Raw genomic sequence first — 25,804 nt, 5'->3', positions numbered from 1 at the left:
CGACGATGACCACTGCCACCCCCGTCGGCACCCAGCCGCCGGCCGACCTGTCGATGAACGAGACGCCGTACCCGCCGCTGCCGAGCATCAGGCGGATCGTCGAGGACGGGGCCGCCGCCCTCCAGCGGTATCCGGACCGGACCGCCGCCGCGTTGCGGGGCGCGCTGTCCGCGCGGCTGGGCGTGGGACCGGAGTCGATCCTCGTCGGGCCCGGTTCGGCCGGGCTGTGCCAGCATCTCGTCCAGGCGCTCGGGCCGCGCCCGGAGGTGGTGCACCCGGCGCTGTCCTTCGAGGGCTACCCGCTGATCATCCGCAACGTCGGGGCCCGGGGCGTACCGGTGCCGATGGACGGTTACCGCCACGACCTGCCGGCGATGGCCGCCGCCGTGACCGACCAGACCCGGTGCGTGCTGCTGTGCAACCCGAACAACCCGACCGGGGCGGTGCTGCACCGCGACGAGATCGAGGCGTTCCTGGCCCGGATCCCGGCCGACGTACCGGTGATCATCGACGAGGCGTACCGGGAGTTCGTCACCGACCCGCAGGTGCCCGACGGGATGGACCTGTTCCGCGCCCACGACAACGTCTGCGTCCTGCGCACCTTCTCCAAGGCGTACGGGCTGGCCGCGCTGCGCGTCGGCTACGCGGTGGTGCCACCCCGGGTGACGCCGCTGGCCGGCATGGTGGGCGCGGTGTTCTTCCCGAACACCCTGGCCCAGGCGGCGGCGGTGGCGAGCCTCGACGAGGCGGTCACCCCCGAGCTGACCCGGCGCTGCGCCGACCTGGCGTCCGCACGGGCCCGGCTGATCGACGGGCTGCGCGGGATCGGCCTCACCGTGGCCCCCAGCGAGGCGAACTTCGTCTGGCTGCCGCTGGGGGAGCGGGCGGTGCCGTTCGCCGAGCGGGCCCGCGACGCCGGCATCCTGGTGATGGCGCTGCCCGGCGCGGGGGTCCGGATCACCGTCGGCACCGACGAGGCGAACGAGCGGCTGTGCGCCGTCGCCCGGGCCGTCCTGGCCGCCGGCGACTGACGGGCCGCCGGTGATCGACGGCCCGGTGATCGCAGGGGCCGGTGATCGACGGGTCGCCGGTGCCTGACGGGCCGGCGGGGCCAGGTCAGCGGGGCCGGGTGTCGGCCGGGGTGGTCTCCCAGCCGGTCAGGCAGAGGTAGCGCAGATCGGGGTCGTAGTCGGCGGTCAGCACCGGCCGGGACCGGTCCGGGTCGGCGGCGAGGACGTCGAGCAGGGTCCACCACGGTCCGGTGACCGGTTGGCCCGGCGGGGCGACGGTCACCCCGTCGGTCGGGTGCGCCGGCCAGGCCGCCGCGAGGTCGACGCCGAGCACCATCCGGGCGTCGGGCCGGCCCGCCGACAGCGCGGCCAGCTCGGACCCGGCAAGCGCCGCGACGTCGCCGGCCGCCACGTCCGGATGTTGGCGGAGCACCGTCATCCGGGCCGGGGCGCGCACCACGTCGCCGGTGTGCTCCGGCACCGCCCCCTCCGCCGGGGCGGTGCGGTACAGCATGGCGACGGCCTGCTGCCGGGCCGGGGCGGGCGGCGGCGTGCGGTAGGGAAGCACGGCCTGGTCGACGGCGATCAGCAGGGCCGTCGTGCGGTCGCCCGGGGACGCGTACGCGTGGGCGAGCCGGAGACCGCTGACGACCGCCGCCGGGCCCTGGTCGCAGACGGCGAAGGAGAGCGGCGTCCCCGGGCAGAGGTGGCTCAGGTAGGTGGCGGTGGCCCGGCCGGGCAGCACGTCGTGCCGGGCGAACGCCAGCACGAGCAGGTCGACCGGTTCCTCCGGCGGCACGAGCGCCCCGATCAGCGCCTCGGCCATCTCCGCGTGGGACCGGCCCAGCGCCTCCTGCCCCGGGCCGTCCGGCAGTTCCAGCCCGTACGGGTGGGTCAGGTCGGCCAGGTAGCGGGCGGACCGGGCCCGCTGGTCCGGATCGTCCAGCAGCGTGGCCGGCCCGGTGAAGACCCGCCGGGCGGCCCGGATCAGGTGCAGGTCGGTCGACGGGACCGCCATCGCGGTGCTCCTTCCTCGGTGTCCGGCCGGCCCGCGGTCCGGGTGGGCGGAGACCGTCGCGGCGTCAGTGGGCGACGACACCATCGCGGTCTCGGCGGGCGGAGACCGTCGCGGTCTCAATGGGCGAAGACCATCGCGGCGAAGGTCGCGCCCTCGCCGGCCCCGACCGCCGCGACCAGGTAACGGTCACCCGGGTTGAGCAGGCCACGGTCGCGGGCGGTCAGGTAGTTGGTGAACGCGTCGGCGCAGAACACGTGGCCGGTCTCCCGGACGTTGTCCAGCAGCACCCGGTCGCGGGGGAACCCGATCAGCCGGCTCAGCCGTTGCCAGGTCACCACGTTGACGTTGTGCGGCAGGATCAGCCGGATGTCGTCGAGGTCCACCCCGGCCACCGCGAGGGCCCGGCCGATCACGTCCGCCAGCGCCGGCCGGTACTCGCGCTGGAACTGCGCGCCGGACGCGCCACCGGCGACGTCGAACTCGCCCCGTTGCCGGCACGCGTAGCCGAGCAGCCGGTCGCGGGGGCCGTCGAGGCTGACCAGGCACGCCGACGCCCCCTCGCTGAACACGGAGGTCTCCGGGATGAACTGGGCGTCGCGGGTGAACGCCTTCTCGGCGGTGAGCACCAGCGCCAACGGTCCCTCGCCCGGCGGGTGCGGCCCCGGCTCGGCGGCCAGCAGCCGACCGGCCATCTCGATGGCGAGCAGTGCGCTGGCACAGGACTGTTGGGTCAGGGTGAAGGCGACCGCGTGGCCGAGCCCCAGCGTGCGGCAGACGTCGTGCAACGGGTTGACCGGGTACGGGACGACGACGGGGAACGCCCGCCCGTACAGCACGAACCGGACCCGGTGTTCCTGCCCGCGCAGGGCGGTGAGCCCGGTGGCGGCGTGCCGGAGCAGGTCGGCCAGGGACCGGTCGGGATCGCGGCGTACCTGGTCGAGACCGTGGAACCGGCGGAACAGCCGGACCTGCATCTCGGTCAGCTCCAGCGGGCCGGCCAGGCTCTCGATCGGGACGCGGTGCGGCGGCAGGTGGACCGCGACCGCGTCGAGCGCCGTCATGCCGCCGGCACCGGAGTCGACCGGAGGTGGCCGGCGACCGGGCCGGAACCCCTCCCACCGTCGGATGGCACAGTGGACGGTCGTACCCGGGAGCGTTGCTCGTCGACCGCCACGGCAGGAATCCCATCAGCGGCGTCCGTCGCTGTCAACGCGTGCCAGAATATCGACGTGGCCCGCTTCCTGTTCGTCGTCCTGCCGGTGGCGTCGCACCTCAACGCCCCGCTCGCCATCGGCCAGGCGCTCCAGGCCGCCGGGCACGAGGTGGCGTGGTGCGGCCCCCGCACCGACCTGCGCCCGCTGATCGGCCCCGACGCGACGCTCTACCCGACCGGTAAGCGGTACTTCCGCCTCGACGGCGAGACCGGCATGGCGTCGGTGCGCAGCCTCTGGGAGGGGCACGTGCTGCCGGTCAACCGGTTCATCCGGGACGCCGTGGACCGGGCGGTCGCCGAGCACCGGCCGGACGTCGTCGTCGTCGACCAGTACGCGCTGGCCGGCGCGCTGGCCGCGCACCGGCACGGGGTGCCGTGGGCGACCTTCTGCGTGGGCGCGCTGGAACTCACCCCGCCGGACCTGCCCGGGTTCACCGACTACGTGCGCGCGCAGTTGGCCAGGGTCTGGGCGATGACCGACGTGCCCGTCGACGACGCGATCGACCTGCGGTTCTCGCCGTACCTGGTGCTCGGGCTGACCGGCACGGCGCTGACCGGTGCGACGCCGCTGCCGGCCCGGTGCGTGCTGACCGGCCCGGCCCTGGGTCACCGCCCCGACGCGCCGGCCTTCGACTGGGCCGCCTGGGACCCGACCCGCCGGCACCTGCTGGTCACCGTCGGGACGATGGCCGAGCACCTGGCCCGGGACTTCTACCGGCGGATGATGGCGGCGACGGCGGCCCTGGCCGACCGGGTGCAGGTGGTGGTCACCGCCTCGCCCGACGTGCTGCCCGATCCGCCCGCGCACGTGCTGGCGGCTCCCCGGGTGCCGGTGCTGGAGTTGATGCCCCGGCTGGACGCGGTGGTGTCGCACGGCGGGCTGGGCACCGTCACCGAGGCGTTGGCGCACGGCGTGCCGGTGGTCGTCGCGCCGATCCGGCACGACCACCCGGCGGTGGCCCGCCAGGTGACCGATGCGGGCGCCGGAATCGAGGTCGCGTTCGCCTCGGCGACCCCGGCGGACCTCACCGCCGCGCTCACCGCCGTACTCGACGATCCGGGCTACCGGGAGAGGGCCCGCCGGGTGGGCGAGTCGTTCGCCGCCGCCGGTGGCGCGGCCGCCGCCGCCCGGCACCTCGCCGCCCTGGCCGCCCGGCCCATCGACCATTGTCCTTCGGGTACGGCCACACTAGCCTGACCTGACGCACCCGCAGGGGTGTCGCCGTCCACCGTCGACACCCCGTGGGTCGACACCCCGTGGCCCGGCGTCGTCCCCGTCCGAGGAGGCTCGATGATCGAGGCCACCGGCCTGCGCAAGTCCTACCGGGTCGGCCGTGGCCGCAACGCCGGCACCGTCGAGGCGGTGCGGGGGGTGGACTTCGCCGTCGAGCGGGGCGAGATCGTCGGGTTCCTCGGCCCCAACGGCGCGGGCAAGTCCACCACCATGCGGATGCTGGCCACGCTGATCCGCCCCGACGGGGGCCGGGCGTCGATCGCGGGCGTCGACCTGCTGCGGGCTCCGGCCCAGGTGCGCCGGCAGATCGGTTTCGTGGCCCAGGCCAGCGGCACCTACGACGACTCGACCGCCCGCCGGGACCTGGTGCTCCAGGCCCGGCTGTACGGCCTCGGCAAGGCCGAGGCGCAGCGCCGGGCCGAGGCGGCGATCGGTGCGTTCCAGCTCGGCGACTTCGCCGACCGGCGGATCAGGACGTACTCCGGGGGGCAGCGTCGGCGGCTCGACGTGGCGCTCGGGGTGATCCACTCTCCGCAGGTCATCTTCCTCGACGAACCGACCGCCGGGCTGGACCCGCCCAGCCGGGTACGGATGTGGCAGGAGGTCCGGCGGCTGCGCGCGGAGGGCATGACGGTCTTCCTCACCACCCACTACCTCGACGAGGCCGACACCCTGTGCGACCGGCTGTCCATCATCGACGATGGTCGGATCGTCGCCGAGGGCACCCCGTCGGATCTCAAGCGGGAGATCTCCGGCGACGTGGTCGCGATCGACCTGACCCGCGCCGACGTGACCGACGGCCCGACCGACGCCGACCTGCCGATCGCCACGAAGCTGCTGGCCGAGCAGCCGTACGTGCACTCGTCGGAGGCGGTCGACGGCACCCTGCGGCTCTATGTGGACAGTGCCGCGACGGCGATCCCGCAGATCATGCGCACCCTGCTGACGCGAGGGATCGAGCCCGGGGCGATCGAGGCCCGCCGGCCGAGCCTCGACGACGTCTTCCTGGCCAAGACCGGCCGCTCTCTTCAGGAGTGAACCGGCCGGCACGAGAGGAGCCGCAGTGAAACTGGTCCGCGACACCTGGCTGATCTTCCAACAGGAGGTCGGTCTGATGGTGCGCAACCCGGTGATGGTGGCGTTCAGCCTGGCCCAGCCGGTCACCTACCTCATCCTGTTCGCCCCGTTCCTCAAGGTGGTGATGGTCGACCGGGGCGCCTCCTCGTACGCCGACGCCTACCGCATCTACGTGCCCGGCCTGTTCGTGGCGATGGGCCTGTTCGGTGGCCTGTTCGCCGGGTACGGGCTGCTCAGCGCGCTGCGCGCCGGCATCATCGACAGGTGCCGGGTGACCCCGGTGAGCCGGACCGGCCTGCTGCTGGGCCGGGCCCTGATGCACGTCTGCCTGAACGTGGTGCAGGCGGTGATCATCACGATCGTGGCGTTGCCGTTCGGGTTGCGGGTGCACCTGGGCAACCTGCTCATCTCGTACGCGCTGCTGTCGGTGATGGTGCTGCTGAGCACCTCGATCTCGTACGACATCGCGCTGCTGGTGCGCAACGAGAACAGCCTCGGCGTGCTGGTCAACACCGTCGGCCAGCCGATCTCGCTGCTCGCCGGGGTGCTCATCCCCCTGGTGCTGGCACCACTGTGGATCCAACAGGTCGCGTTCTGGAACCCGTTCTCGTGGGCGACCAACGGCATGCGGGCGTTGTTCAACGGGCAGATCACCGAGCCCGTGGTCTGGCAGGGCGCCCTCATCATGATCGTGCTGGCCGCGATCAGCCTGGTCTGGTCGTCGCACCTGTTCAACCGGGAGGTCTCCTGAGCCGGAGCGCCGTCGGCCGGACCGGTGTGACCAGGATTGATGTTGGCCATTGTCTGCAGGTGATCGGCGCTCTAGCCTGAGCGTGTCCCAGATCGGCTGCTGCGCCGGGGTGCGGTGACCGTGAGCGTGCCAGGTGAGGAGACAACTCGTTGGGTGCCGACAACTTCCGGGCGACGCTCGCGGCCGACATGGAGCTGGGGGCCGGCAACGTCCTGCTCCGGCTCGCCGAACACGGCGCCGACCCGGACCTGCCCCGGGTGACCTTCGACGTCGACGTGGACGGCATCCCCGCCTGGACGCCGCTGTCGCTGGCCACCCTCACCGAGCGGGTCGCCGCCCGCGCCGACTGGTTCCGGCAGCGGGGCGTCGGCTGGCGTGACCCGGTCGCGATCTACGTGACGTCCGCGCCCGACGTGTTCCTCAACTTCTTCGCCCTCAACCGGCTCGGCGCGATCCCGGCCCTGATGAACGGCAACATGCCGATCGAGTTGGCGGCCGAGTTCATCAGGCGGCTGCGCGGCGTCGGCGTCGTCGTCGACGCCGACCACGCCGCGCTGCGCGGGCACGACCTCGGGGTGCCGATCCTCGGTGACGCCGCCGAGACCGGCACCGGCGACCCCGACCAGGCTCCACCGCACTACCGCCACCACCCCGAGGACCCGGTCGCCATCACCCACTCGTCGGGCACCACCCGGGTGCCGGCCGCGATCGCCCACTCGCACCACGGCCTGTTCGCCGCCATCCGGGCCGTCCGGCTCACCGAGTCCCGCCCGTACGGCGAGGTGCGTGAGCTGTCCGTGCTGCCGGCCGCGCACGCCGCCGGCATCATCACGGTCAACCAGGCGTTGTGTAACAGCTACCAGTTGCTCTACCTGTCGGCGCAGGGTGGCCCGTTCGCCAGCAGCGCCGAGACGATCCTCGACGCCATCGAACGCTGGCGGCCGACGGGTGTCTTCGGTTTCGCGGTGACCTGGTCCGAGCTGGCCCGCCACGACCTGACCACCCGCGACCTGAGCTCCGTGCGCAACTGGTTCAACACCGGGGACTGCGCCCACGAGTCGCACGTGCGGCGGTTGGTCGCCGTGGGCAGCCACCCCGCGTACACCCGGCAGGGCATGGTGGACGTGCCCGGGTCCAAGTTCGTCGACATGCTCGGTTCCACCGAGATGGGCCACGGCGCGTTCCGGATCAGCCACCGCCTCGGCAGCGACCACTACGACCGATGCGTCGGCAAGCCGTACCCGTTCGCGCAGATCGCCCTGCTCGACGTCACCACCGGCGAGGAGGTTCCCGAGGGGCAGGTGGGGCACGTCGGGCTCAAGTCGCCGACCCTGGCGCTCGGGTACTGGAACGACTCGGTCAACACGTTCCGCACCCGGCTGGGCGGCTACTACCTCACCGGTGACCTGATGTACCGCGACCCGGACGGCAACTACCACCACGTCGACCGGGCCAGCGACGCGGTCGACCTGGGCGACGGCAACTGGCTCTACACGGCGCTGTCCGAGGAACGCATCCTCAAGCACTGCCCCGACGTCCGCGACTGCACGGTCATCGCGGCCCGGGAGGCCGACGACCGGACCGTCACCGAGGTGCTGCTCGTGCTCGCCGAGGACGCCGACCCGGAACTCGACCGCTCCGACCAGGTCCGCGCCGCGCTCGGCCCGGTGGTCGCCGCGACGCTGCGGCGGGTGGTCACGGTGCCCGCCGACGGCGTGGTGATGGGGCCGACGGGCAAGGTCCGCAAGTTCCTGATGCGCCAGCGGCTGCTGGCCGACGCCGGGGCGGCCAGCGCCGGCTGACCCGGCGCCCGCTGCGCCCGCCGTGGCGGGCCGGGCACACGTCCGAACGGCCCTGTGCCCCACCGGCATGTTCATGCGGGTGGGGCACAGGGCCGTTCCCGACGACACTCCCCGGGCGGGTAGCCGGGGCCGGCGGGTTCCGCCGGCCCCACCCCGGCGTCAGCCCAGTCGGGACTCGATCGCCTCGATGACGCGGGGACGCAGCTCGGCGGCCCGGATCACCGCGTCGACCGAGCCGACCTCCACCGCCCGCCCGATGTTGTGCACCCGGTCGAACTCCGCCGCGACCTCGCCGAGCTTCTCCGCCCGGACCGCCGCGCGGGTCTCGTCGAGTTCGGCGGTGAGCGCGGCACGCTCGGTGCCGGTGGCCGCCGCCACCCGCGCCTCCAGGTCGCGTACCCGCAGGTCGGCCGCCGTACGGGCGTTGACGTCGCCGGAGAACACCACCGCCGCGGCCGGGGCGCCGCCGAGCACCGAGGCGAACGAGCCCTCCAGTGCCAGCACCGTCATGTTCGGGTTCAGCGCCTTGGAGAAGACCACGAACGCCCCGCCGTGGTACCGGGAGATCACGCAGAACACGATCGGCCCGCGGAAGTTGACGATCGCCCGGCCGATCTCGGCCCCGTACTCCAGTTGCAGCTTGCGCATCGACTCGGGTGAGCCGTCGAAGCCCGACAGGTTGGCCAGCACCACCAGCGGCCGGTTGCCGCTGGCCGCGTTGATCGCCCGCGCGGCCTTCTTGGACGAGCGGGGGAACAGGGTGCCCGCGGTGTAGGTGTCCGGGCCGTCGGTGGGCGGGAAGCCCCGCCGGGGCACCGACCGCGACTCGATGCCGAGCAGGCAGACCGGGATGCCACCGAGGTGGACGTCCTGCACCACGGCGGTCTCCGCGTCGGCCATGCCCGCCCACCGCTCCAGCACCGGGTGGTCCTGGTCGGACAGCGCCCGCATCACCGTACGGATGTCGAACGGCTTCTTGCGGTCCGGGTTGGCGGTGGCGGAGAAGATCTCGCCGACGGTGGTGAAGTCGCTGCCCGCCACGGTGTGCGGGAAGGCGGAGATGTCCCGGTCCACCGGGTCGACGGTGGTCGCCCGGCGCGGCTCGCTCTCCCCGGGCGCGACGTACGTGTGGTCGTAGTACGCCATCAGCACGTCCCGGGCCGCCGTCAGGTTCGGCGCCCAGTACTGCGCCTGCCCGTTGGGGCCCATCACCCGGTCGTAGCCGCCGATGCCGAAGTTGTCCTCGGCGGACACCCCGCCGGAGAAGTCCAGCGACTGCTTGCCGGTGAGCACCATCGCGGCCTCCGGCGTCATCACCAGGATGCCCCGGGTGTGCATGAGCATCGTCGCCTCGGCGTTCCAGTACGGCTGGGCGCCCACGTTGATCCCCGCGACCACGATGTTGATCTCGCCGCCGTCCTGGGTGAACTCGACGATCCGCTTGAGCGCCGCCGCCACCCAGTCCATGTTCTCGGTGCCCGACGTCATCGAGATCCGCGCGCCGGCCGACAGGGCGTACCACTCCAGCGGCACCTGCAACCGCTCGGCGAGGTCCAGGGCGGCGATCACCCGACGGCACTCGGCCTCGGAGAGCGCGCCGAGCGACTTGGTCGGGTCGCCCAGCAGCACCACCCGGGTGACGCCCTGCGGGTGCCTCGGGGTCGGCGTGGTGACCACGCCCGCGACGATCGCCGCCGTGTTGCGCCCCCGGGGCCGGTCCACCGGCACCAGCGCGTGGTCGTCGTCGAGGTCGTGCTCGACGAACTGGCCGAGCAGCCCGGTCAGCTCGTACGGGTAGACCGTGTTGCGGCTGCTGGCCCGCAGCACCTTCAGCCGGTAGTCGTCGAGCGGCTCGACCGGGTCGACCGGCGGCTCACCCATCGTCAGCTCGGCCCCGCCGGTGGCGTCGAACGCGATCCGTACCGCGATCTTGTTCAGCTCGCCGGTCCGGCGGTCGCGCTGCCGGGCGATGAACAGGATCTCCTCCAGCCCCGCGCCGACGGTCGTCGGGCGGACCCGCCCGGCGATCATCTCCATCTCCTCGCGGGTCAGGTCGCTCGGCGGCCAGACGTAGATGACGATCCGGTTGGTGTTGAAGCGGGTCTTGGACGGGCGGCGGGTCTGCGCCCGGCGGATCGAGTCCAGGCAGGTGGCGACGATGTCCTCGGCCGTGGGCAGGGCGACCAGCCGACCGTCGTGCTCCCGCAGCGCGGTCAGGTCACGCACCTGGGCGAACGCGACGAGCCGCTCGTCGGACGGGTTCTCCCGCGCGACGGCCTGGAAGAGGTAGACCTCCTCGTCCGACGACGGCAGCCGGGTCAGGTCGAACTTGCGCAGCCGCTCCAACTGCATCCGCTGCGCGATGTACGGGTGCAGGCCCCGGATCAGCCGCTCCTCGCTCATCCCCGTGCTCGACGGGCGGAACGTGAAGTGGTGGTGCATCACCGCGCCGCCGCGCCCCGCGACGGTGGTGGTGAGCCGGCGGACCTGGGCCGGCAGCGGGTGCGCGTTGACGACCTCCAGCAGCGCGGCGGCCATCGCGTCGAAGTCCTCCGGCTGGTTCTCCCAGCCGAGGTAGATGTCGGCGTCGACGGCGGAGCCGTCCCCGGCCAGCTCGGCGAGCCCACGTAGCGCGTCGCCCAGCGCGTCGAACCGGACGGCGGCGGACAGCAGGCTGGAGTCGGCCCGCTCGGCGACCACGAACGTGCAGTCCGCCACCCGCCGGGTCCGCACGTCGGCCAGGCCCTTGTTGCCGTAGTACCGCCGGGTCAGCACCTCCAGCATCACCGCGTTGTCGAGGTGGTCCCGCACGAGCCGCTGGCCGAGCACCCGCACCAGGGGTTCGGTGCTGCGGACCATCTCCGCCACCCGCTCGGTGCGGTCCGCCGCGTCCGGGTTCGCGTCCAGGTGACGCAGGTGCCGGCGGACCGAGGCGTACAGCCGGGCGCGGTTGCGCAGCAGCAGCGGCTGGGCGAACCAGGCGAACACCACCCCCCGGGCCAGGTCGGCGACGACCGGGAAACGCACCTGCGTCGCCGCCACCAGCCGCTCCAACGCGAGGCCGGCGGGCTCGCGCAGCACCGCGTCCGGCGGCGGCTCACGCAGCCAGGCGCGCAGCAACGTCGCGATGACCGCCGCGTCGGTGGCCGCCCGCTGCTGGGCCAGGAAGATCCGGAAAACGGCGGCCTCGAGGGCGGGGGAGCGGTCCAGCTCGGTGACGCCGTAGTGGCCGAGCGCCTTGGCCAGCTTGGCCTGGAAGTGCGCCGGCAGACCGGCCCGCTCGACGTCGAGGCTCTGCAGGTAGGTGTGGAAGTGCTCGCGGGCGCTGGGGACGTGGTTGTCGCCGCTGCCGTCCTCCCCGGTCAGCCGGTTGCGGCTGAGTTCGGCGAGGTCGGCGAAGACGTCGACGAGGTCGATCTCCTCGGCCAGCGGGCGGTGGCCGTCCTCGATGGCGGCCCGCCGCGCCGCGAGGTACTCGTCGAGCACCCGGCCGTCGTCGTGCGGATCCACGTCGAAGCCCAGCAGCAGCCCACGGAGGTCCTCCTGGCCGCGTCGGGACCGTTCGACCGCCGGGGCCTGGTCGGGCGCGGCGGGCAGGTCCAGGGCGACCGGCGCGGCGGCCTCGGCGACCGGGGCGTCGTCGGTGTCGTCGGCGAGCGGCTCCAGCCGCAGCAGCGCCGCGCCGGCCTCCACCTGGCTGCCGACGGAGACGCCGCACTCCCTGAGCCGGGCCCGGAACGGTGCCCGCAGCACCGTCTCCATCTTCATCGCCTCCAGCACCAGCACCGGTGCGCCCGCCTCGACCTCGGCGCCCACCTCCACCGGGGTGGCGACGACCAGCGCCGGCATGGGCGAACGGACCACGCCGCCCTCGTCGCGGCCGACCCGGTGGGTCACGCCGTCCACCTCGACCAGGTGGATCGCGCCGTGGGTGCCGGTGAGCAGCCGGTACCGGGCGCCGTTGACGGCGATCTGCCCGGTGTGCCTGTCGAAGCGGTCCAGCTCGACGTCGGCGGTGTGCACGTCGCCACCGGCCTCGATGCCGACCCGGAACCGGTGCGCGCCGACCCGGGCCACCCGCATCCGGTAGCCGACGCCGCGCAGCTTGAGGTCCAACGGCCGGCCGCTGGCGTGCTGCACCTGGGGCCGCCCGCCGAACGCCGTCGACAGCAGCCGCTGCTGCTCGGCCTGCTCCTGCTCCTCGTACGCCTCGATCGCGGCGGCGGCGAGCGCGACGGCGGAGTGCCGGTGCGACACGAGCCGGCCCTCGGCGCGTACCCGGTCGATCCAGCCGGTGTCGGCGCTGGCGTCGATCACCTCGGGCTGGTCGAGCAGGTCGAGCACGAAGCTCTTGTTCGTCGCGCCACCCTCGATGATCACCGTGGTCTCGGCCATCGCCCGGCGCAGCCGGCCGAGCGCCTCGTCCCGGTCCCGCCCGTACGCGATGATCTTCGCGATCATCGAGTCGAAGTCGGCCGGGATGGTGTCGCCCTCGCTGACCCCGGTGTCGACCCGGATGCCGGGGCCGGCGGGCAGGTCCAGCCGGGCGATCCGGCCCGGGGCGGGGGCGAAGTCGCGGTCCGGGTCCTCGGCGTTGAGCCGGGCCTCGATGGCGTGCCCGCGCTCCAGCGGCGGCACACCGTCGAGCCGGCCGCCCGCCGCGACGTGCAACTGCGCCTTGACCAGGTCGAACCCGGTGGTCAGCTCGGTGATCGGGTGCTCCACCTGGAGCCGGGTGTTGACCTCCAGGAAGGCGAACAGCCGGTCACCCGGGTGGTAGAGGAACTCGACGGTCGCGGCACCCCGGTAGCCGACCGCGACGGCCAGCCGCTCGGCCGAGGACTTGAGTTCGGCCGTCTGCTCCGGGCCGAGCACCGGCGAGGCCGACTCCTCGATGACCTTCTGGTTGCGCCGCTGCACCGAGCAGTCCCGTACGCCGAGCGCCCAGGCGGTGCCCTGACCGTCCGCGATCACCTGCACCTCGACGTGCCGGGCACCGGTGACCAGGCGCTCCAGGAACACGATCCCGCTGCCGAAGGCGCGGGCCGCCTCCTGGCTGGTGCGCTGGTAGGCGTCGGCCAGCTCGGCGTCGCTGGTGACCACGCGGATGCCCCGCCCGCCACCACCGGCGGTCGCCTTGAGCATCAGCGGGTAGCCGATCTCGGCGGCGGCGGCGATCGCGGCCTCCAGGGTCTCCACCGCGCCCCGGCTCCACGGCGCGACCGGCACGCCGACCTCCTCGGCGATCAGCTTCGCGCCGATCTTGTCGCCGAGCTTGCGCATCGCGTCCGGGCTCGGCCCGACGAAGGTGATGCCGATCTTCTCGCACAGCTCCGCGAAGGCCGGGTCCTCGGCGACGAAACCCCACCCGACCCACACCGCGTCGGCCCCGGTCTCGACCAGGGCCTGTTCGAGCTTCTTCAGGTCGAGGTACGGCCGGGCGGACGCCGGCCCCAGGTCGTAGGCGATGTCGGCCTCGCGGACGAAGGTCGCGGTGCGGTCGACATCGGTATAGAGGGCCACCGTCTCGATGGGAGTGTCGGTCTGCGCGGCCAGCTCTCGGACCGCGTGAATGAGGCGCATCGCGGCCTCACCCCGGTTGACGATGGCGACACGGCTGAACACCCGACCGACTCCTCCGGTAGATCCACGAGTACGCGCCGCAAGGCATCGACCCCCGACAGCGATCACCCTTCCGCGTGCCGGCCGGTAGCGCCATGTCGTAAACACCGAACCCTGAGCGGTGACCGTTGTAGGAACCCCACAAAAGTTTTTGGTCTTCCCCGCCCGCGCCGGAGGGTCTGCGGCACCCGCCGCAGGTCGCCGGGGTCAGCCGTGCGTCGACGCCGCCGCGGCGACCTCCCGGCGGCGGACCACCGCGACCAGCGCCGTGCCGAGAGTCAACAGCGCGCCGGCCACGACCAGCGCCACCGCCCCGTTCACCCGCAACGTCAGCACGGCGGAGACGAACGCGCCCAGGCCCATCGTGGTGATCGCCCCGAACCGGCGGAGCCAGGCGGTGCCCGGACCGCCGGCGGCCCGGCTGTCGGCGGAGAGGTTCACCATGGTCATGGTCACCACCACCGTGGAGAGGTCCCGGATGCCGATGTGCTTGACCGCCGCGGCCTGCGCGCCGAGCACCAGGGCGAGCAGACCGGTGACGACCAGCATCACCCCGTGCGCCGGGGGGCCGGTGACGAGCCAGAACCCGGCCAGCGCGAGCGAGAGCACACTGCCGCCGACCAGGATGGCCAGCCCGGCGGCGGGCAACGCCGCCGGCCCCGGCGCGCCCCGGGTCAGCCGCGCGGCGAGCACCGCGCCGAGCATGAACGTCAGCAACGCCACCAGGTTGTTGAGCACCGGCAGGCCGGACACCCCGGCCAGCCCGAACCCGATGAAGAGCACGTTGCCCGTCATGTTGCCGGTGAAGACCCGGTCCAGGGCGAGATAGCTGACGCCGTCGACCGCGCCGGTCGCCGCGGTCAGCACCAGCAGCGGCACCTCGTAGCTCTTCGTCATGGCCCTTCCGATGATCGTTTCCGGCCGGCAGTCTACCCATGACCTGCGGGAACGTCCCGGGCGGCCGGGACACCGACCCCTGGTGGCCGGGACGCCGGGGCCCGTTGACTGGCCCCATGACCGAGCTGCCGGACCACTTCCCCGCCCACGTCAAGGGCTCCTACGTCAACTGCGACCAGTACGCCCGCGAGGCGCGGCTCACCCCGCCCCCGGACCACATCCCGGCCCACGTGAAGAACTCCTACGTCAACTGCCAGGAGTACACCCGCCAGCTGCGGCTCACCCCGCCGCCGGCCGCCGAGCACTTCCCCGAGCACGTGAAGAACTCGTACCCGACCTGCCAGGAGGCGGTCCGCCCGCCCCGGCTCACCCTCGTGCCGGCGGCCGGGGCATGACCACCGTCGTCCCGCCCCGGCTCGACCCCGCCTGGCGGGAGTGGCTGGTCGAGAACCTGGCCATGGGCGCGTCGGTGGCGCAGGCGCGGGCGGTGGCCGCCGCCGGGTCCGCCGACCCGCAGGCCGTCGACGCCGAGCTGCGGGAACTGACCGACCATCCGTACTTCGCGGTGTGCCGGCGGCTCGCGCTGCGCTACGACTGGCTGGAGTCGGTGCTCGACACGTACCGGACGCTGCGCGACAGCGACGGCGGGCGGACGCTGGAACGGCGCGCGGACCTCGACCCCGGGGAGTTCTTCTCCCGTTACTACTTCGGCAACCGGCCGGTCGTGCTGGACGGCCTGATGGCCGACTGGCCCGCCCTCGGCTGGACGCTTCCCGGCCTGGCGGCGGCCTGCGGTGACGCCGTGGTCGAGGTGATGACCGGCCGGGAGGCCAACCCCGACCACGCCTGGCAGTACGACCGGCACCGCACCAGCATGCCGTTCCGCGAGTACCTGGCGCTGCTGGCCTCGGGCCGGCACACCAACGACTACTACATGGTGCCGCGCAACGAGAACTGGTCAGGCGCGCTGCGCCCGCTCGTCGCGGACATCCGTGCCCCGCGGGGGATCGTGGACCCGTCCGGGCTCGGTCACCTGCTGCTCGGACCGGCCGGCACGGTGACCCCGCTGCACGTGGACAACAGCTCGGTGCTGCTCGGTCAGGTGCTCGGCCGCAAGCACGTCCGGCTGGTCCCGTCGTACGAGCGGCACCTGGTCTATCCGCGCGGCGGCACGTTCAGCGCGGTCGACGCGGCGAACCCGGACCTCGCCCGGCACCCGCGCTACGCCGAGGCGACGGTGCTCGACGTCGTGCTGGAGCCGGGTCAGCTGCTGTTCGTGCCGGTGGGTTGGTGGCACTGGGTGCAGGCGTTGGAGGTCAGCGCCACGGTCAGCTTCCACCACTTCGCCATCCCGGGTCAGAACCACAAGATGGCCACCCCACCCGCAGCCACCCCACCCCGCTGACCCACCCCTCCCGCCCGGCCCCCACCGGCCCTGGCCCCCGGTGATCAAGAGAAATGCGTCAGGAAGTTGCCCGGCGGCTGACCTTTTCTCTTGATCACCGGGCTTCGGCGGGGTGTGTGCGACGTGGCGGGGTGGTGGGGCAGTGGTGCGGGATTAGGGTGTTGCGGTGGATCACGAGGATCGAATCGCGCTCTTTCTCGACTACGAGAACCTTGCCCTGGGTGCCCGGGAACACCATGGTGGGCGGGCGTTCGACTTCCGGCCGATCGCCGACGCCCTCGCCGAGCGGGGACGGGTGGTGGTCCGCCGGGCGTACGCGGACTGGTCGTACTTCGACGAGGACCGTCGGATGCTCACCCGCTCGCACGTCGAGCTGATCGAGATCCCGCAGCGGATGGGGGCGTCCCGCAAGAACGCCGCCGACATCAAGATGGCCGTCGACGCGGTGGAGTTGGCCTTCGAGCGCGGCTACATCTCCACCTTCGTCATCTGCACCGGGGACAGCGACTTCACCCCGCTGGTGCACAAGCTGCGCGAACTCAACAAACGGGTGATCGGGGTCGGGGTGGAGAAGTCGACCTCGGCGCTGCTCCCGCCCGCCTGCGACGAGTTCCTCTACTACGACCGGCTGGAGGGCGTCGACCTGCCGCCCGTACGGGGCCGGCGGGGTCGCGCGTCCCGCCCGGCCGAACCGCAGCAGCCGGAGCCGACGGCGGTGGAGCCGACACCGGAGCAGCCGGAGCAGCCGGAGTCCTCGCCCGCCGCCGAGGAACCGGTACGCGACGCCGAGGCGCTCGCGGTGCTGGTCGCCCAGACCGTCGCCGGCCTCCAGGGCAGCTCGGAGGGGGAGGTGACCGCCTCCCGGCTCAAGCGCACCCTGCTGCGCAAGGACCCCACGTTCAGCGAGTCCGACTACGGGTTCCGCACCTTCGGTGAGCTGCTGCGCCACCTCGCCGGGCACAACGTCGTCGAGTTGGCCGAGGGGCCGGCCAAGGGCGACCCGGAGGTGTCCCTGCCTGAGCACGGTGACCAGGAGGTGGCTTTCGCGCTGCTGCGTACGGTGGTGGCGGAGCTGGCCGCGGCCGGTGGCCCGGTGGCGCTCTCCGGACTCAAGAACCAGCTCCGCCGGGCCCGCCCCGAATTCAGCGAGAAGAAGCTCGGCTACCGCAGTTTCCTCCAGTTCGGTAAGGCCGCCGCCACTGCCGGTGAGGTCACCTTGGCCTGGAGTGCGGAGGCCGACGACTACCTGCTCACGCCCCGGCAGGGGTGACCGGGCGGGGTCGGCGGTGGGCCTCGACGAATTCGTGACTCACGTTCCACGGCCGAGTTGCTATACGGTCGGTGAATGATGGTCGAGGAGCACTGGTGGAACGGTGACCCGAGCCCACGCGGGCGGCGGGACGTCTACATCCGTACCGACGGGGAAGCCTGGGAGGTCCAGGCGCAGATCGGCGGGGCGTCGGGTCGCTCCCGCGTGCAGCAGTGCCCGAGCCGGGCGGCAGCGGTCATCCTGGCCGACGCCTGGCGCGGCAGCAATCCTTCCTGGCGCGGGCTGCACCGCTGATCGGTCCGGGCGCAGGCGGGCGGTCCGCACCGCGTCCCGCCCGCCCCGCCTCCGGCCGGTTCCGGTCGGGCGCCCCGCAGGAGACCTCCGAGCTGGCTGGCGCGCAATGGCCCTGATCACACAGCGTAACTTTCCTCTCACTGCCCGGTCGGCGGGACCCTGAACAGGGCGAGCTAACTGGCAACCTTCTTGACAGAAGGACCTGGTATCGACATCCTTCGAGGAGAGCGCTCTCCCCGGCGTGCTCCCCACCCCCGATGTCGCCCCAAGGAGCCTCCCGTGCCAGGAGCCCGAGCCGTCCCCCGGCCCCGATCCCTCGCCCGCGCGGCGGTCGCCCTCGTCACCCTCGCCGCCGCCCTCGTCCTGCCCGCCCAGGCCGAGCCCGCCTCGGCCGCCATCGGCGGCATCACCTGGCAGGACGAGTTCAACGCCGCCGCCGGCACCCCCGTCGACCAGAACCGGTGGCGCTTCGACATCGGCGGTGGCGGCTGGGGCAACAACGAACGGCAGTACTACACCAACAGCACCAGCAACGCCGTCCACGACGGACAGGGCAACCTGGTCATCACCGCCCGCCGGGAGAACCCGGCCAACTACCAGTGCCACTACGGCCGGTGCGAATACACCTCGGCGCGGCTGCTCACCGCCGCCACCTTCACCCAGGCGTACGGCCGGTTCGAGGCCCGGATCAAGATCCCCCGGGGTCAGGGCATCTGGCCGGCGTTCTGGATGCTCGGCAACGACATGGGCAGCGCCGGCTGGCCCGCCGCCGGTGAGATCGACATCATGGAGAACATCGGCCGGGAACCGAACACCGTCTACGGCACCGTGCACGGCCCCGGCTACTCCGGCGGGGGTGGCATCACCGGCAGCCGCACCATCGGCCAGCCCCTCGCCGACACCTTCCACACCTACCGGGTGGACTGGGAGCCGAACCTGATCGTCTGGTACCTCGACGGCGTCGAGTACCACCGCGTCGACCCGTCCCGGCTCGGCGGCAACCGCTGGGTCTACGACCACCCCTTCTTCATGATCCTCAACGTGGCGGTGGGCGGGAACTGGCCCGGCTACCCCGACGGCTCCACCCAGTTCCCCCAGCAGATGCTCGTGGACTACGTCCGGGTCTCCAGCTACGTCCCCGGCGGCGGCAACCCGCAGCCCGGCACCACCCGGCTGCGCGGCTCGCAGAGCGGCAGGTGCATCGACATCCCGAGCGCCAACCCGGTCGACGGCGCGAAACTTCAGATCTGGGACTGCAACACCACCGCCGCGCAGGCCTGGACCTTCGCCGCCGACGGCACCGTCCGCGCGATGGGCAAGTGCATGGACCCGGCCTGGGCCGGCACCGCCAACGGCACCGAGGTCAACCTGGTCACCTGCAACGGCAACCCGGCCCAACGGTTCACCCTCAACGGCGCCGGGGACCTGGTCAACCTCAGTGCCAACAGGTGCGTCGACGTGCGCGACCAGAACCCCAACAACGGCGGCAAACTGCACCTGTGGGACTGCCTCGGCGTCGCCAGTCAGAAGTGGTCCCGCTTCTGACTGGCGGCTATCGCGGACGGCCCACTGCGGCGGGTACCTGTGCCGCGTGAAGTCGTCTACCGCGATAGCGGGCACGGCCTGAGATGACGGATGGCCCCCAGCGCACGCTGGGGGCCATCCGCCGCGTCCCGGGTCAGTGCCGTGCGGCGTGCTCCACGAAAGACTTCCAGTTCTGCGGGTCGAAGGTCAGGACCTCGTCGGTGCGGTGCAGTATGGCCTCGTCGATGACAGCGATGAGCTGGGGTGGGTCCGGCTGGTGGAGAACTGCCTGGCGGTCCATCCGGGCTGCCACCTTCCTCTCCACCTCGTCGTCGGTGAGCAGGTCATCGCAGCGGATCACCGCGCGGGCGTAGTTCTCCGTCTGGAGCAACGCGGGAACGAGACCAGGGTGGAAGCAACGAAGCTGCCGGGCGGCGCGTTCGGCTTCGAGCCACGGCCGGAACCAGCTGGGCTGGCCCTCCTTCTCCACTATCCGAAGCAGGGAGACCAAGAGGCCGCCGGAGTGGAGCACCTCGTCAGCCCGGGAGAGGAACTGCCTGTCGAATGGGCGGGTGCCCGTTTCCACGCTGGACACCATCGACGCCGAATAGTGCACCTGCTTGCCGAACTCCTCCTGGTTGAGTCCGGCGGCGAGGCGCATCCGGCGCAGCTGGGCCCGGATCAGACCGGCGGTCGGTTCCTCCACGATCCCTCGGCCCCCTGTTCCGCACGTTGCCATGCGCCCGGCGTGGCGGTGCCGTAGTTGCGGCAGCGCTTGGCCCTGCCAGCCGGCCAAGCTCTCGCTGCTGCTCGAGTACCGGGACAACCGCACGGGCCTGCTCGTGTACCTCGGCGCTCTGATGATCGAGGCAACGAACCAGCTCACCCGACTCCATCCGGATCATCCGCCGACCCGGATGACCGAGCGCTTCCTGTCCTGGGCAAGAGCACGAGGTCGAGCCCTCGCCCCCGTGCCCGGCGTGCTGGCGGGCGGTCGGAACGGTTTCGGGACACCCCAGCCGCCGCCGGGGTGACCCGGAGAGTGGCTGCCACGGTCGAGGTAGCGGCGTCGAGGGCTAGGGGGCGCTCTGGGGGCGGTAGGGGGTTAGTGCTGCGCCGGGCGGCCGTAGGGTCATCGCGAACAACCAAGAATGCCTGAAGAAGCTCTCTGTTTCGACAATTGCCGCCGCGCCGACCCGTGTGCCGATATTGGCCCGGGTCTGCCCGGCTGGGGCTAGTGGCGGGAGACGTAGATGGAGAACGAGGAGAAGCTTCTCGGGTACCTGAAGCGGGCCACCACCGATCTGCGTGAGGCCCGTCGGCAGTTGCGTCAGGCCGAGCGCCGCGAGTACGACCCGATCGCGATCGTGGGTATGAGCTGCCGCTTCCCGGGCGGTGTGGACAGTCCGGCCGCGCTGTGGCAACTGCTGGCCGACGGGACCGACGCGGTCGGCGACTTTCCCGACGACCGGGGCTGGAACGTCGAGGACATCTACGACCCCGACGATTCCAAGCCCGGTAAGACGTACGCGAGGAGCGGCGGTTTCCTTTCCGACGCCGCGCTATTCGACCCCGAATTCTTCGGCATTTCCCCGCGTGAGGCGATCGCCATGGACCCGCAGCAGCGGCTGCTGCTGGAGGCGTCCTGGGAGGCGTTCGAATCGGCCGGCATCGACCCGACCTCGGTACGTGGCAGCCGCACCGGGGTGTTCGCCGGGCTGATGTACCACGACTACTCCAGCCGGCTGCCGCAGGTGCCCGCCGAGCTGGAGGGCTTCATCGGCAACGGCAACACCGGCAGCATCCTCTCCGGCCGGGTCGCCTACGTGCTGGGCCTGGAGGGCCCGGCCCTCACCGTCGACACCGCCTGCTCGTCGTCGCTGGTCGCGCTGCACCTGGCCATCCAGTCGCTGCGCCGCGAGGAGTGCACCCTGGCGCTGGCCGGTGGGGTGACCGTGATGGCCACCCCGGAGACGTTCGTCGACTTCAGCCGCCAGCGGGGGCTGGCCGCCGACGGCCGGTGCAAGCCGTTCGCCGCCGCCGCCGACGGCACCGGCTGGGCCGAGGGTGTCGGGATGCTGCTGGTCGAGCGGCTCTCCGACGCCCAGCGGCACGGGCACCGGGTGCTGGCCGTCGTCCGGGGCACCGCGGTCAACCAGGACGGCGCGAGCAGCGGCCTCACCGCCCCCAACGGCCCCTCGCAGCGGCGGGTCATCGCCGACGCCCTCGCCAACGCCCGGCTCACCGCCGACCAGGTCGACGCCGTCGAGGCGCACGGCACCGGCACCCGGCTCGGCGACCCGATCGAGGCGCAGGCACTGCTCGCCACGTACGGGCGGGACCGGGAACAGCCGCTCTGGCTCGGCTCGGTGAAGTCGAACCTGGGGCACACCCAGGCCGCCGCCGGTGTCGCCGGGGTGATCAAGATGGTGTTGGCGATGCGGCACGGTGTGCTGCCCCGCACCCTGCACGTCGACCGGCCCACCCCGCACGTCGACTGGACGGCGGGCGACGTCCGGCTGCTCACCGACACCGTCGACTGGCCGGCCACCGGGCGGCCCCGGCGGGCTGCCGTGTCGTCGTTCGGGCTCAGCGGCACCAACGCCCACGTGGTGCTGGAACAGGCCCCGACGGCCGAGGCCGCCGACCCGGACGACACCGCCGCACCGACGCCGGCCGCCGAGCCGCCGGTGCTGCTCTGGCCGCTGTCCGGCCGGTCGGCGGCGGCCCTGGCCGGGCAGGCCGCCCGGCTGCGCGGTTTCCTCACCGACGAGCGTCCGGTGGACGTCGGGTTCTCGCTGGGTGCGGGTCGGGCCGGGTTGGAGTTCCGGGGGGTGGCGGTGGGCCGTGGGGCCGCCGAGCTGTCCGCCGGTCTCGATGCCCTGTCCGCCGGCACCGGTGTGTCGGGTCGGGTGACCGGTGGTCGTACGGCGGTGTTGTTCACCGGTCAGGGTGCGCAGCGGGTCGGGATGGGTCGTGAGCTGGCGGAAGCGTTCCCGGTGTTCGCGCGGGCCCTCGATGAGGTGTGTGCGGCGTTCGGGCCGCTGCTGGGTGGTGACCTGCGGGAGGTGATGTTCACCGACCCGGACGGTGTCCTGGACCAGACGGGGTGGACGCAGCCGGCCCTGTTCGCGGTCGAGGTGGCCCTGTTCCGGCTGGCGGAGTCGTGGGGGTTGAAGCCGGACTTCGTTGCCGGGCATTCGATCGGCGAGCTTGCTGCCGCGCACGTGGCCGGTGTCTGGTCGTTGGAGGACGCCTGCCGGGTGGTGGCGGCCCGGGGTGGTCTGATGCAGGCCCTCCCGGCGGGTGGGGCGATGCTGGCGATCGCCGCGCCGCTCGATGAGCTGGACCTGGGTGACATCGACGTGGCGGCGGTGAACGGTCCCCGTGCGGTGGTGGTGTCGGGGACGGAGGAGCAGATCGCGGCGCTGGAGTCCCGTCTTGAGGTGAAGACGCGTCGGTTGCGGGTGTCGCATGCGTTCCATTCGCACCTGATGGACCCGATGCTCGACCAGTACGGGCAGGTCGTCCACGGGGTGACCGCGAACCCGGCGGGCGTTGCGTTGGTGTCGACCGCGACCGGTGATCTCGCCACCGATGCCGAGTTGGGCAGCATCGGGTACTGGCAGGGTCAGGTGCGAGGGACCGTGCGGTTCGCCGACGCGGTGGCCGCTCTGGCGGCCCGGGGTGTGACCCGGTTCGTGGAGATCGGACCGGACAGTGTGCTCACCGCGATGGTCGCCGACTGCGTGCAGGACGCCACCGCCATCGCGCTCCAGCGCCGCAGGCGCGAGCAGGACGAGAGCACGCCCGACGACGGCCAGGTGCAGGCGTACGCGGTCGGCATGGCCCAGGCGTGGGCCAGCGGGGCCGCCCTGGACTGGGCGGCGGTGAACCCGGGCGGCCGGCAGGTCGACCTGCCAACCTACGCCTTCCAGCACCAGCGGTACTGGCTCGACGTGCCGCCCGGCAGCGGCGACACCACCGGCCTCGGCCAGCTCCCCGCCGACCACCCGATGCTCGGCGCGGTCGTCGACCTGCCCGACACCGGCGGCGTGGTGCTCACCGGCCGGCTCTCCCGCAGCACCCAGCCGTGGCTCGCCGACCACGCCGTGTTCGACACCGTCCTCGTCCCCGGCACCGGGCTGGTCGAACTCGCCCTGCGCGCCGGTGACCAGGTCGGCTGCCCGGTCCTCGACGAGCTGACCATCAACGCGCCGCTGGTGCTGCCCACCGACGGGGGCCTGGCCCTGCGGGTCACCGTCGACGCCGCCGACGACAGCGGCGCGCGTACCCTCGGGATCTGGACCCGGGCCGACGACGCGGCCGACGACACCGACTGGACCCGGCACGCCGAAGGGGTCCTGGTCCGGCAGGCCGGAGCCGACCCGGCCGCCGCCGACCTCACCGAGTGGCCGCCCCCCGGCGCCGAACCCGTCGACCTCGACGGCCTCTACGACCGGCTGCGCGACCACGGCTACGGCTACGGGCCGGCCTTCCAGGGGCTGCGCGCGGTGTGGCGGCGCGGCGACGGCGACGCCGCCGAGGTGTGGGCCGAGGCGGCGCTGCCCGAGGTGGCCGCCGCCGACGCGACCCGGTTCCTGCTGCACCCGGCGCTGCTCGACGCCGCCCTGCACGCCAACCTGGTCGACGAGGGCGCGGGCGACACCCCGCTGCCGTTCTCCTGGCGCGGCGTCACCCTGCACGCCGCGCACGCTGCCACCCTGCGCATCCGGATCTCCCCGGCCACCGGCGACAAGCTGGCCGTCACCGTCGCCGACGGGCACGGCCACCCGGTCGCCACGATCGACCAGGTGGTGGCCCGGCCGGTCGCCGCCGACGCGCTCGGCGCCGCCGGCAACCGGCACCGCCACCTGTACGAGGTGAGCTGGCAGCCCGTCCCCACCCCGGCCGCCGCCACCGGCACCTGGACCGCGCTCGACGTCGACGCGGAGCTGCCCGAAACCGCTCCCGACACCGTCGTGGTCACCCTCGACCCGTCCGGCACCCCGCCGGCCGCCGTGCACGGGGCCACCGAACGCCTGCTGGGGCTGCTGCGCCGCTGGCTCACCCATCCGGCGTACGCCCACAGCACGCTCGCCCTGCTCACCCGGGACGCCGTCGGTGCCGGCGACACCCCGGTCGACCCTGCCGCAGCGGCCCTGTGGGGGCTGGTCCGGGCGGCCGAGGCCGAACACCCGGGCCGGTTCGTCCTGGTCGACACCGACGACAGCGGCACCGACCATCTGGCGGCGGCCCTGGCCACCGGTGAACCCGAGGTGGCCGTCCGCGACGGCGGGCTGCTGGTGCCCCGGCTGACCCGGGTGGGCGTCGACGCGCCCGCCGACGGTGGCTGGGCCACCGACCGCACCGTCCTGATCACCGGTGGGCTCGGCGGGCTGGGCAGCCTCGTCGCCCGGCACCTGGTCACCCGGCACGGCGTACGCCGGCTGTTGCTGACCGGGCGCAGCGGCGCGGCCACGCCCGGCGCGGCGGACCTGGTCGCGGACCTCACCGCCGCCGGTGCGGACGTGACGGTCGCCGCCTGCGACGTCGCCGACCGGGACGCGGTCGCCGCCCTGCTCGCCGAACACCCGGTCGGCGCGGTGGTGCACGTCGCCGGCACCGCCGAGAACGCGCTGGTCGACGCCCTCACCCCCGAGCAACTGCACCGGGTGCTGCGGCCCAAGGTGGACGCCGCCTGGCACCTGCACGACCTCACCCGCGACCACGACCTGACCGCCTTCGTGCTGTTCTCCTCGTCGGCGGGCTGGGTGGCCGGGGCCGGGCAGGGCAACTACGCGGCCGCGAACCTCTTCCTCGACGCCCTCGCCCAACGCCGCCGCGCCGACGGGCTGCCCGCCACCTCGCTGGCCTACGGCCTGTGGGCCACCGGCACCGGCATGGGCGGTCACCTCGACGACGCCGACCTGCACCGGATGCGCCGGCTCGGGATGCCCGCGATGAGCACCGACGAGGGGCTGGCGTTGTTCGACGCGGCCGTCGCCGCCGGGCGGCCCACCACCGTGCCGGTGCGGCTCGACCTGGACGCGTTGCGGCGACGCACCGACGCGCTGCCCGCCGTGCTGCGCGGCCTGGTCCGTACCGCCGCCCGGCCGACCGCGGCCGGTGCGGGTGCGGCGGCCGACGGCCCACCGCTGGCCCAGCGCCTCGCCGGCCTCTCCGACGCCGACCGGGACACCCTGCTGCTCGACCTGGTCCGCACGCACGCCGCCGCCGTGCTGGGGTTCCCCGGCCCGGCGTCGGTGGAACCCGGCCGCGCGTTCAAGGACCTCGGCTTCGACTCCCTCGCCGCCGTCGAGTTCCGCAACGTGCTCAGCACCGTCACCGGGCTGCGGCTGCCCGCGACGCTCGTCTTCGACCACCCCGAACCCACCGCCCTGGCCCGCGCCCTCAAGGCCGACCTGGTGGTGCCCGACGCCGACCCGGCCGGTGCGGTGCTCGCCGACCTCGACCGGCTGGAGAAGGCCCTGACCGAGGTGCCGGGTGCGGAACACGCCCGGCTGACCGCCCGGCTGGAGGCGGTCCTGCGCGGCTGGCAGGACCGCACCGGCCGCCCCGACGACGACACCCCGCACGACTACGAGTCCGCCACCGACGAGGAACTGTTCGACGTGCTGGAGAACGAGCTCGGCCTCTCCTGACGGCAGCCTCCGACGAACCTTC

General features: G+C 73.1%; 16 protein-coding genes. 11 read left to right on the top strand and 5 right to left on the bottom strand.

The window, feature by feature from the left end:
* Positions 1-5: 5 nt before the first annotated feature.
* The gene (locus JQX11_RS29435; protein ID WP_232378835.1) at positions 6-1,031 is read left to right on the top strand and encodes an aminotransferase class I/II-fold pyridoxal phosphate-dependent enzyme; all 1,026 of its coding nucleotides are present in this window, start codon (positions 6-8) and stop codon (positions 1,029-1,031) included.
* Positions 1,032-1,116: 85 nt separating this feature from the next.
* On the opposite strand, the gene JQX11_RS29430 is transcribed toward JQX11_RS29435, so the two are convergent.
* Entirely contained in the window at positions 1,117-2,028 is a 912-nt protein-coding gene (locus JQX11_RS29430) for a 2-hydroxy-acid oxidase (RefSeq protein ID WP_204928183.1), read from the bottom strand.
* 116 nt (positions 2,029-2,144) lie between these two features.
* Positions 2,145-3,089 carry a 3-oxoacyl-[acyl-carrier-protein] synthase III C-terminal domain-containing protein gene (locus JQX11_RS33230; protein WP_204928182.1) on the bottom strand — a complete coding sequence of 315 codons (945 nt, stop codon included), beginning with the start codon at positions 3,087-3,089 and terminating at the stop codon, positions 2,145-2,147.
* Positions 3,090-3,257: 168 nt separating this feature from the next.
* Between JQX11_RS33230 and JQX11_RS29420 the strand changes: the two genes are divergently transcribed.
* From JQX11_RS29420 to JQX11_RS29405, 4 genes are all read left to right on the top strand, one after another.
* Positions 3,258-4,439 (top strand): glycosyltransferase, encoded by a 1,182-nt coding sequence (locus tag JQX11_RS29420; RefSeq protein WP_204928181.1) that lies wholly within the window; start codon positions 3,258-3,260, stop codon positions 4,437-4,439.
* Between the two features lie 93 nt (positions 4,440-4,532).
* Positions 4,533-5,513: an ATP-binding cassette domain-containing protein gene (locus JQX11_RS29415; protein WP_204928180.1), complete on the top strand. Its 981-nt coding sequence runs from the start codon at positions 4,533-4,535 to the stop codon at positions 5,511-5,513.
* Positions 5,514-5,538: 25 nt separating this feature from the next.
* On the top strand, positions 5,539-6,303 hold the full coding sequence (locus JQX11_RS29410; RefSeq protein ID WP_204928179.1) for an ABC transporter permease: 765 nt from the start codon (positions 5,539-5,541) through the stop codon (positions 6,301-6,303).
* Between the two features lie 149 nt (positions 6,304-6,452).
* Complete coding sequence (locus JQX11_RS29405; protein ID WP_372444650.1) at positions 6,453-8,105, top strand: class I adenylate-forming enzyme family protein; 1,653 nt, start codon at positions 6,453-6,455, stop codon at positions 8,103-8,105.
* 159 nt (positions 8,106-8,264) lie between these two features.
* On the opposite strand, the gene JQX11_RS29400 is transcribed toward JQX11_RS29405, so the two are convergent.
* Positions 8,265-13,730, bottom strand: a complete 5,466-nt coding sequence (locus JQX11_RS29400) for an ATP-binding protein (RefSeq protein ID WP_204928178.1) — start codon at positions 13,728-13,730, stop codon at positions 8,265-8,267.
* A 204-nt stretch (positions 13,731-13,934) separates the two neighbouring features.
* The gene (locus tag JQX11_RS29395) at positions 13,935-14,624 is read right to left on the bottom strand and encodes a YoaK family protein (protein WP_204928177.1); all 690 of its coding nucleotides are present in this window, start codon (positions 14,622-14,624) and stop codon (positions 13,935-13,937) included.
* A gap of 116 nt (positions 14,625-14,740) precedes the next feature.
* Between JQX11_RS29395 and JQX11_RS29390 the strand changes: the two genes are divergently transcribed.
* From JQX11_RS29390 to JQX11_RS29370, 5 genes are all read left to right on the top strand, one after another.
* The gene (locus tag JQX11_RS29390; RefSeq protein ID WP_088642135.1) at positions 14,741-15,019 is read left to right on the top strand and encodes a hypothetical protein; all 279 of its coding nucleotides are present in this window, start codon (positions 14,741-14,743) and stop codon (positions 15,017-15,019) included.
* Positions 15,016-16,029: a cupin-like domain-containing protein gene (locus tag JQX11_RS29385; RefSeq protein ID WP_204928176.1), complete on the top strand. Its 1,014-nt coding sequence runs from the start codon at positions 15,016-15,018 to the stop codon at positions 16,027-16,029. The genes JQX11_RS29390 and JQX11_RS29385 overlap by 4 nt, the downstream gene beginning before the upstream one ends.
* A 166-nt stretch (positions 16,030-16,195) precedes the next feature.
* Positions 16,196-17,299: an NYN domain-containing protein gene (locus tag JQX11_RS33525; RefSeq protein WP_204928175.1), complete on the top strand. Its 1,104-nt coding sequence runs from the start codon at positions 16,196-16,198 to the stop codon at positions 17,297-17,299.
* Positions 17,300-17,374: 75 nt separating this feature from the next.
* Positions 17,375-17,593: a hypothetical protein gene (locus JQX11_RS29375; RefSeq protein WP_088642133.1), complete on the top strand. Its 219-nt coding sequence runs from the start codon at positions 17,375-17,377 to the stop codon at positions 17,591-17,593.
* A gap of 279 nt (positions 17,594-17,872) precedes the next feature.
* Entirely contained in the window at positions 17,873-19,138 is a 1,266-nt protein-coding gene (locus JQX11_RS29370; RefSeq protein ID WP_204928174.1) for a family 16 glycosylhydrolase, read from the top strand.
* Positions 19,139-19,271: 133 nt separating this feature from the next.
* Here JQX11_RS29370 and JQX11_RS29365 read toward each other — a convergent pair whose 3' ends face one another.
* The gene (locus tag JQX11_RS29365) at positions 19,272-19,823 is read right to left on the bottom strand and encodes a helix-turn-helix domain-containing protein (protein WP_307826414.1); all 552 of its coding nucleotides are present in this window, start codon (positions 19,821-19,823) and stop codon (positions 19,272-19,274) included.
* Between the two features lie 547 nt (positions 19,824-20,370).
* Here JQX11_RS29365 and JQX11_RS29360 point away from each other — a divergent pair.
* The gene (locus JQX11_RS29360; RefSeq protein WP_204928173.1) at positions 20,371-25,782 is read left to right on the top strand and encodes a type I polyketide synthase; all 5,412 of its coding nucleotides are present in this window, start codon (positions 20,371-20,373) and stop codon (positions 25,780-25,782) included.
* The last annotated feature ends 22 nt before the right edge of the window (positions 25,783-25,804 follow it).

Source organism: Micromonospora humida (assembly GCF_016901255.1).
Classification (GTDB): Bacteria; Actinomycetota; Actinomycetes; order Mycobacteriales; family Micromonosporaceae; genus Micromonospora; species Micromonospora wenchangensis.
Note: the sequence above shows the minus strand (reverse complement) of the source record. Positions and strands in the feature narration are given on the sequence as shown.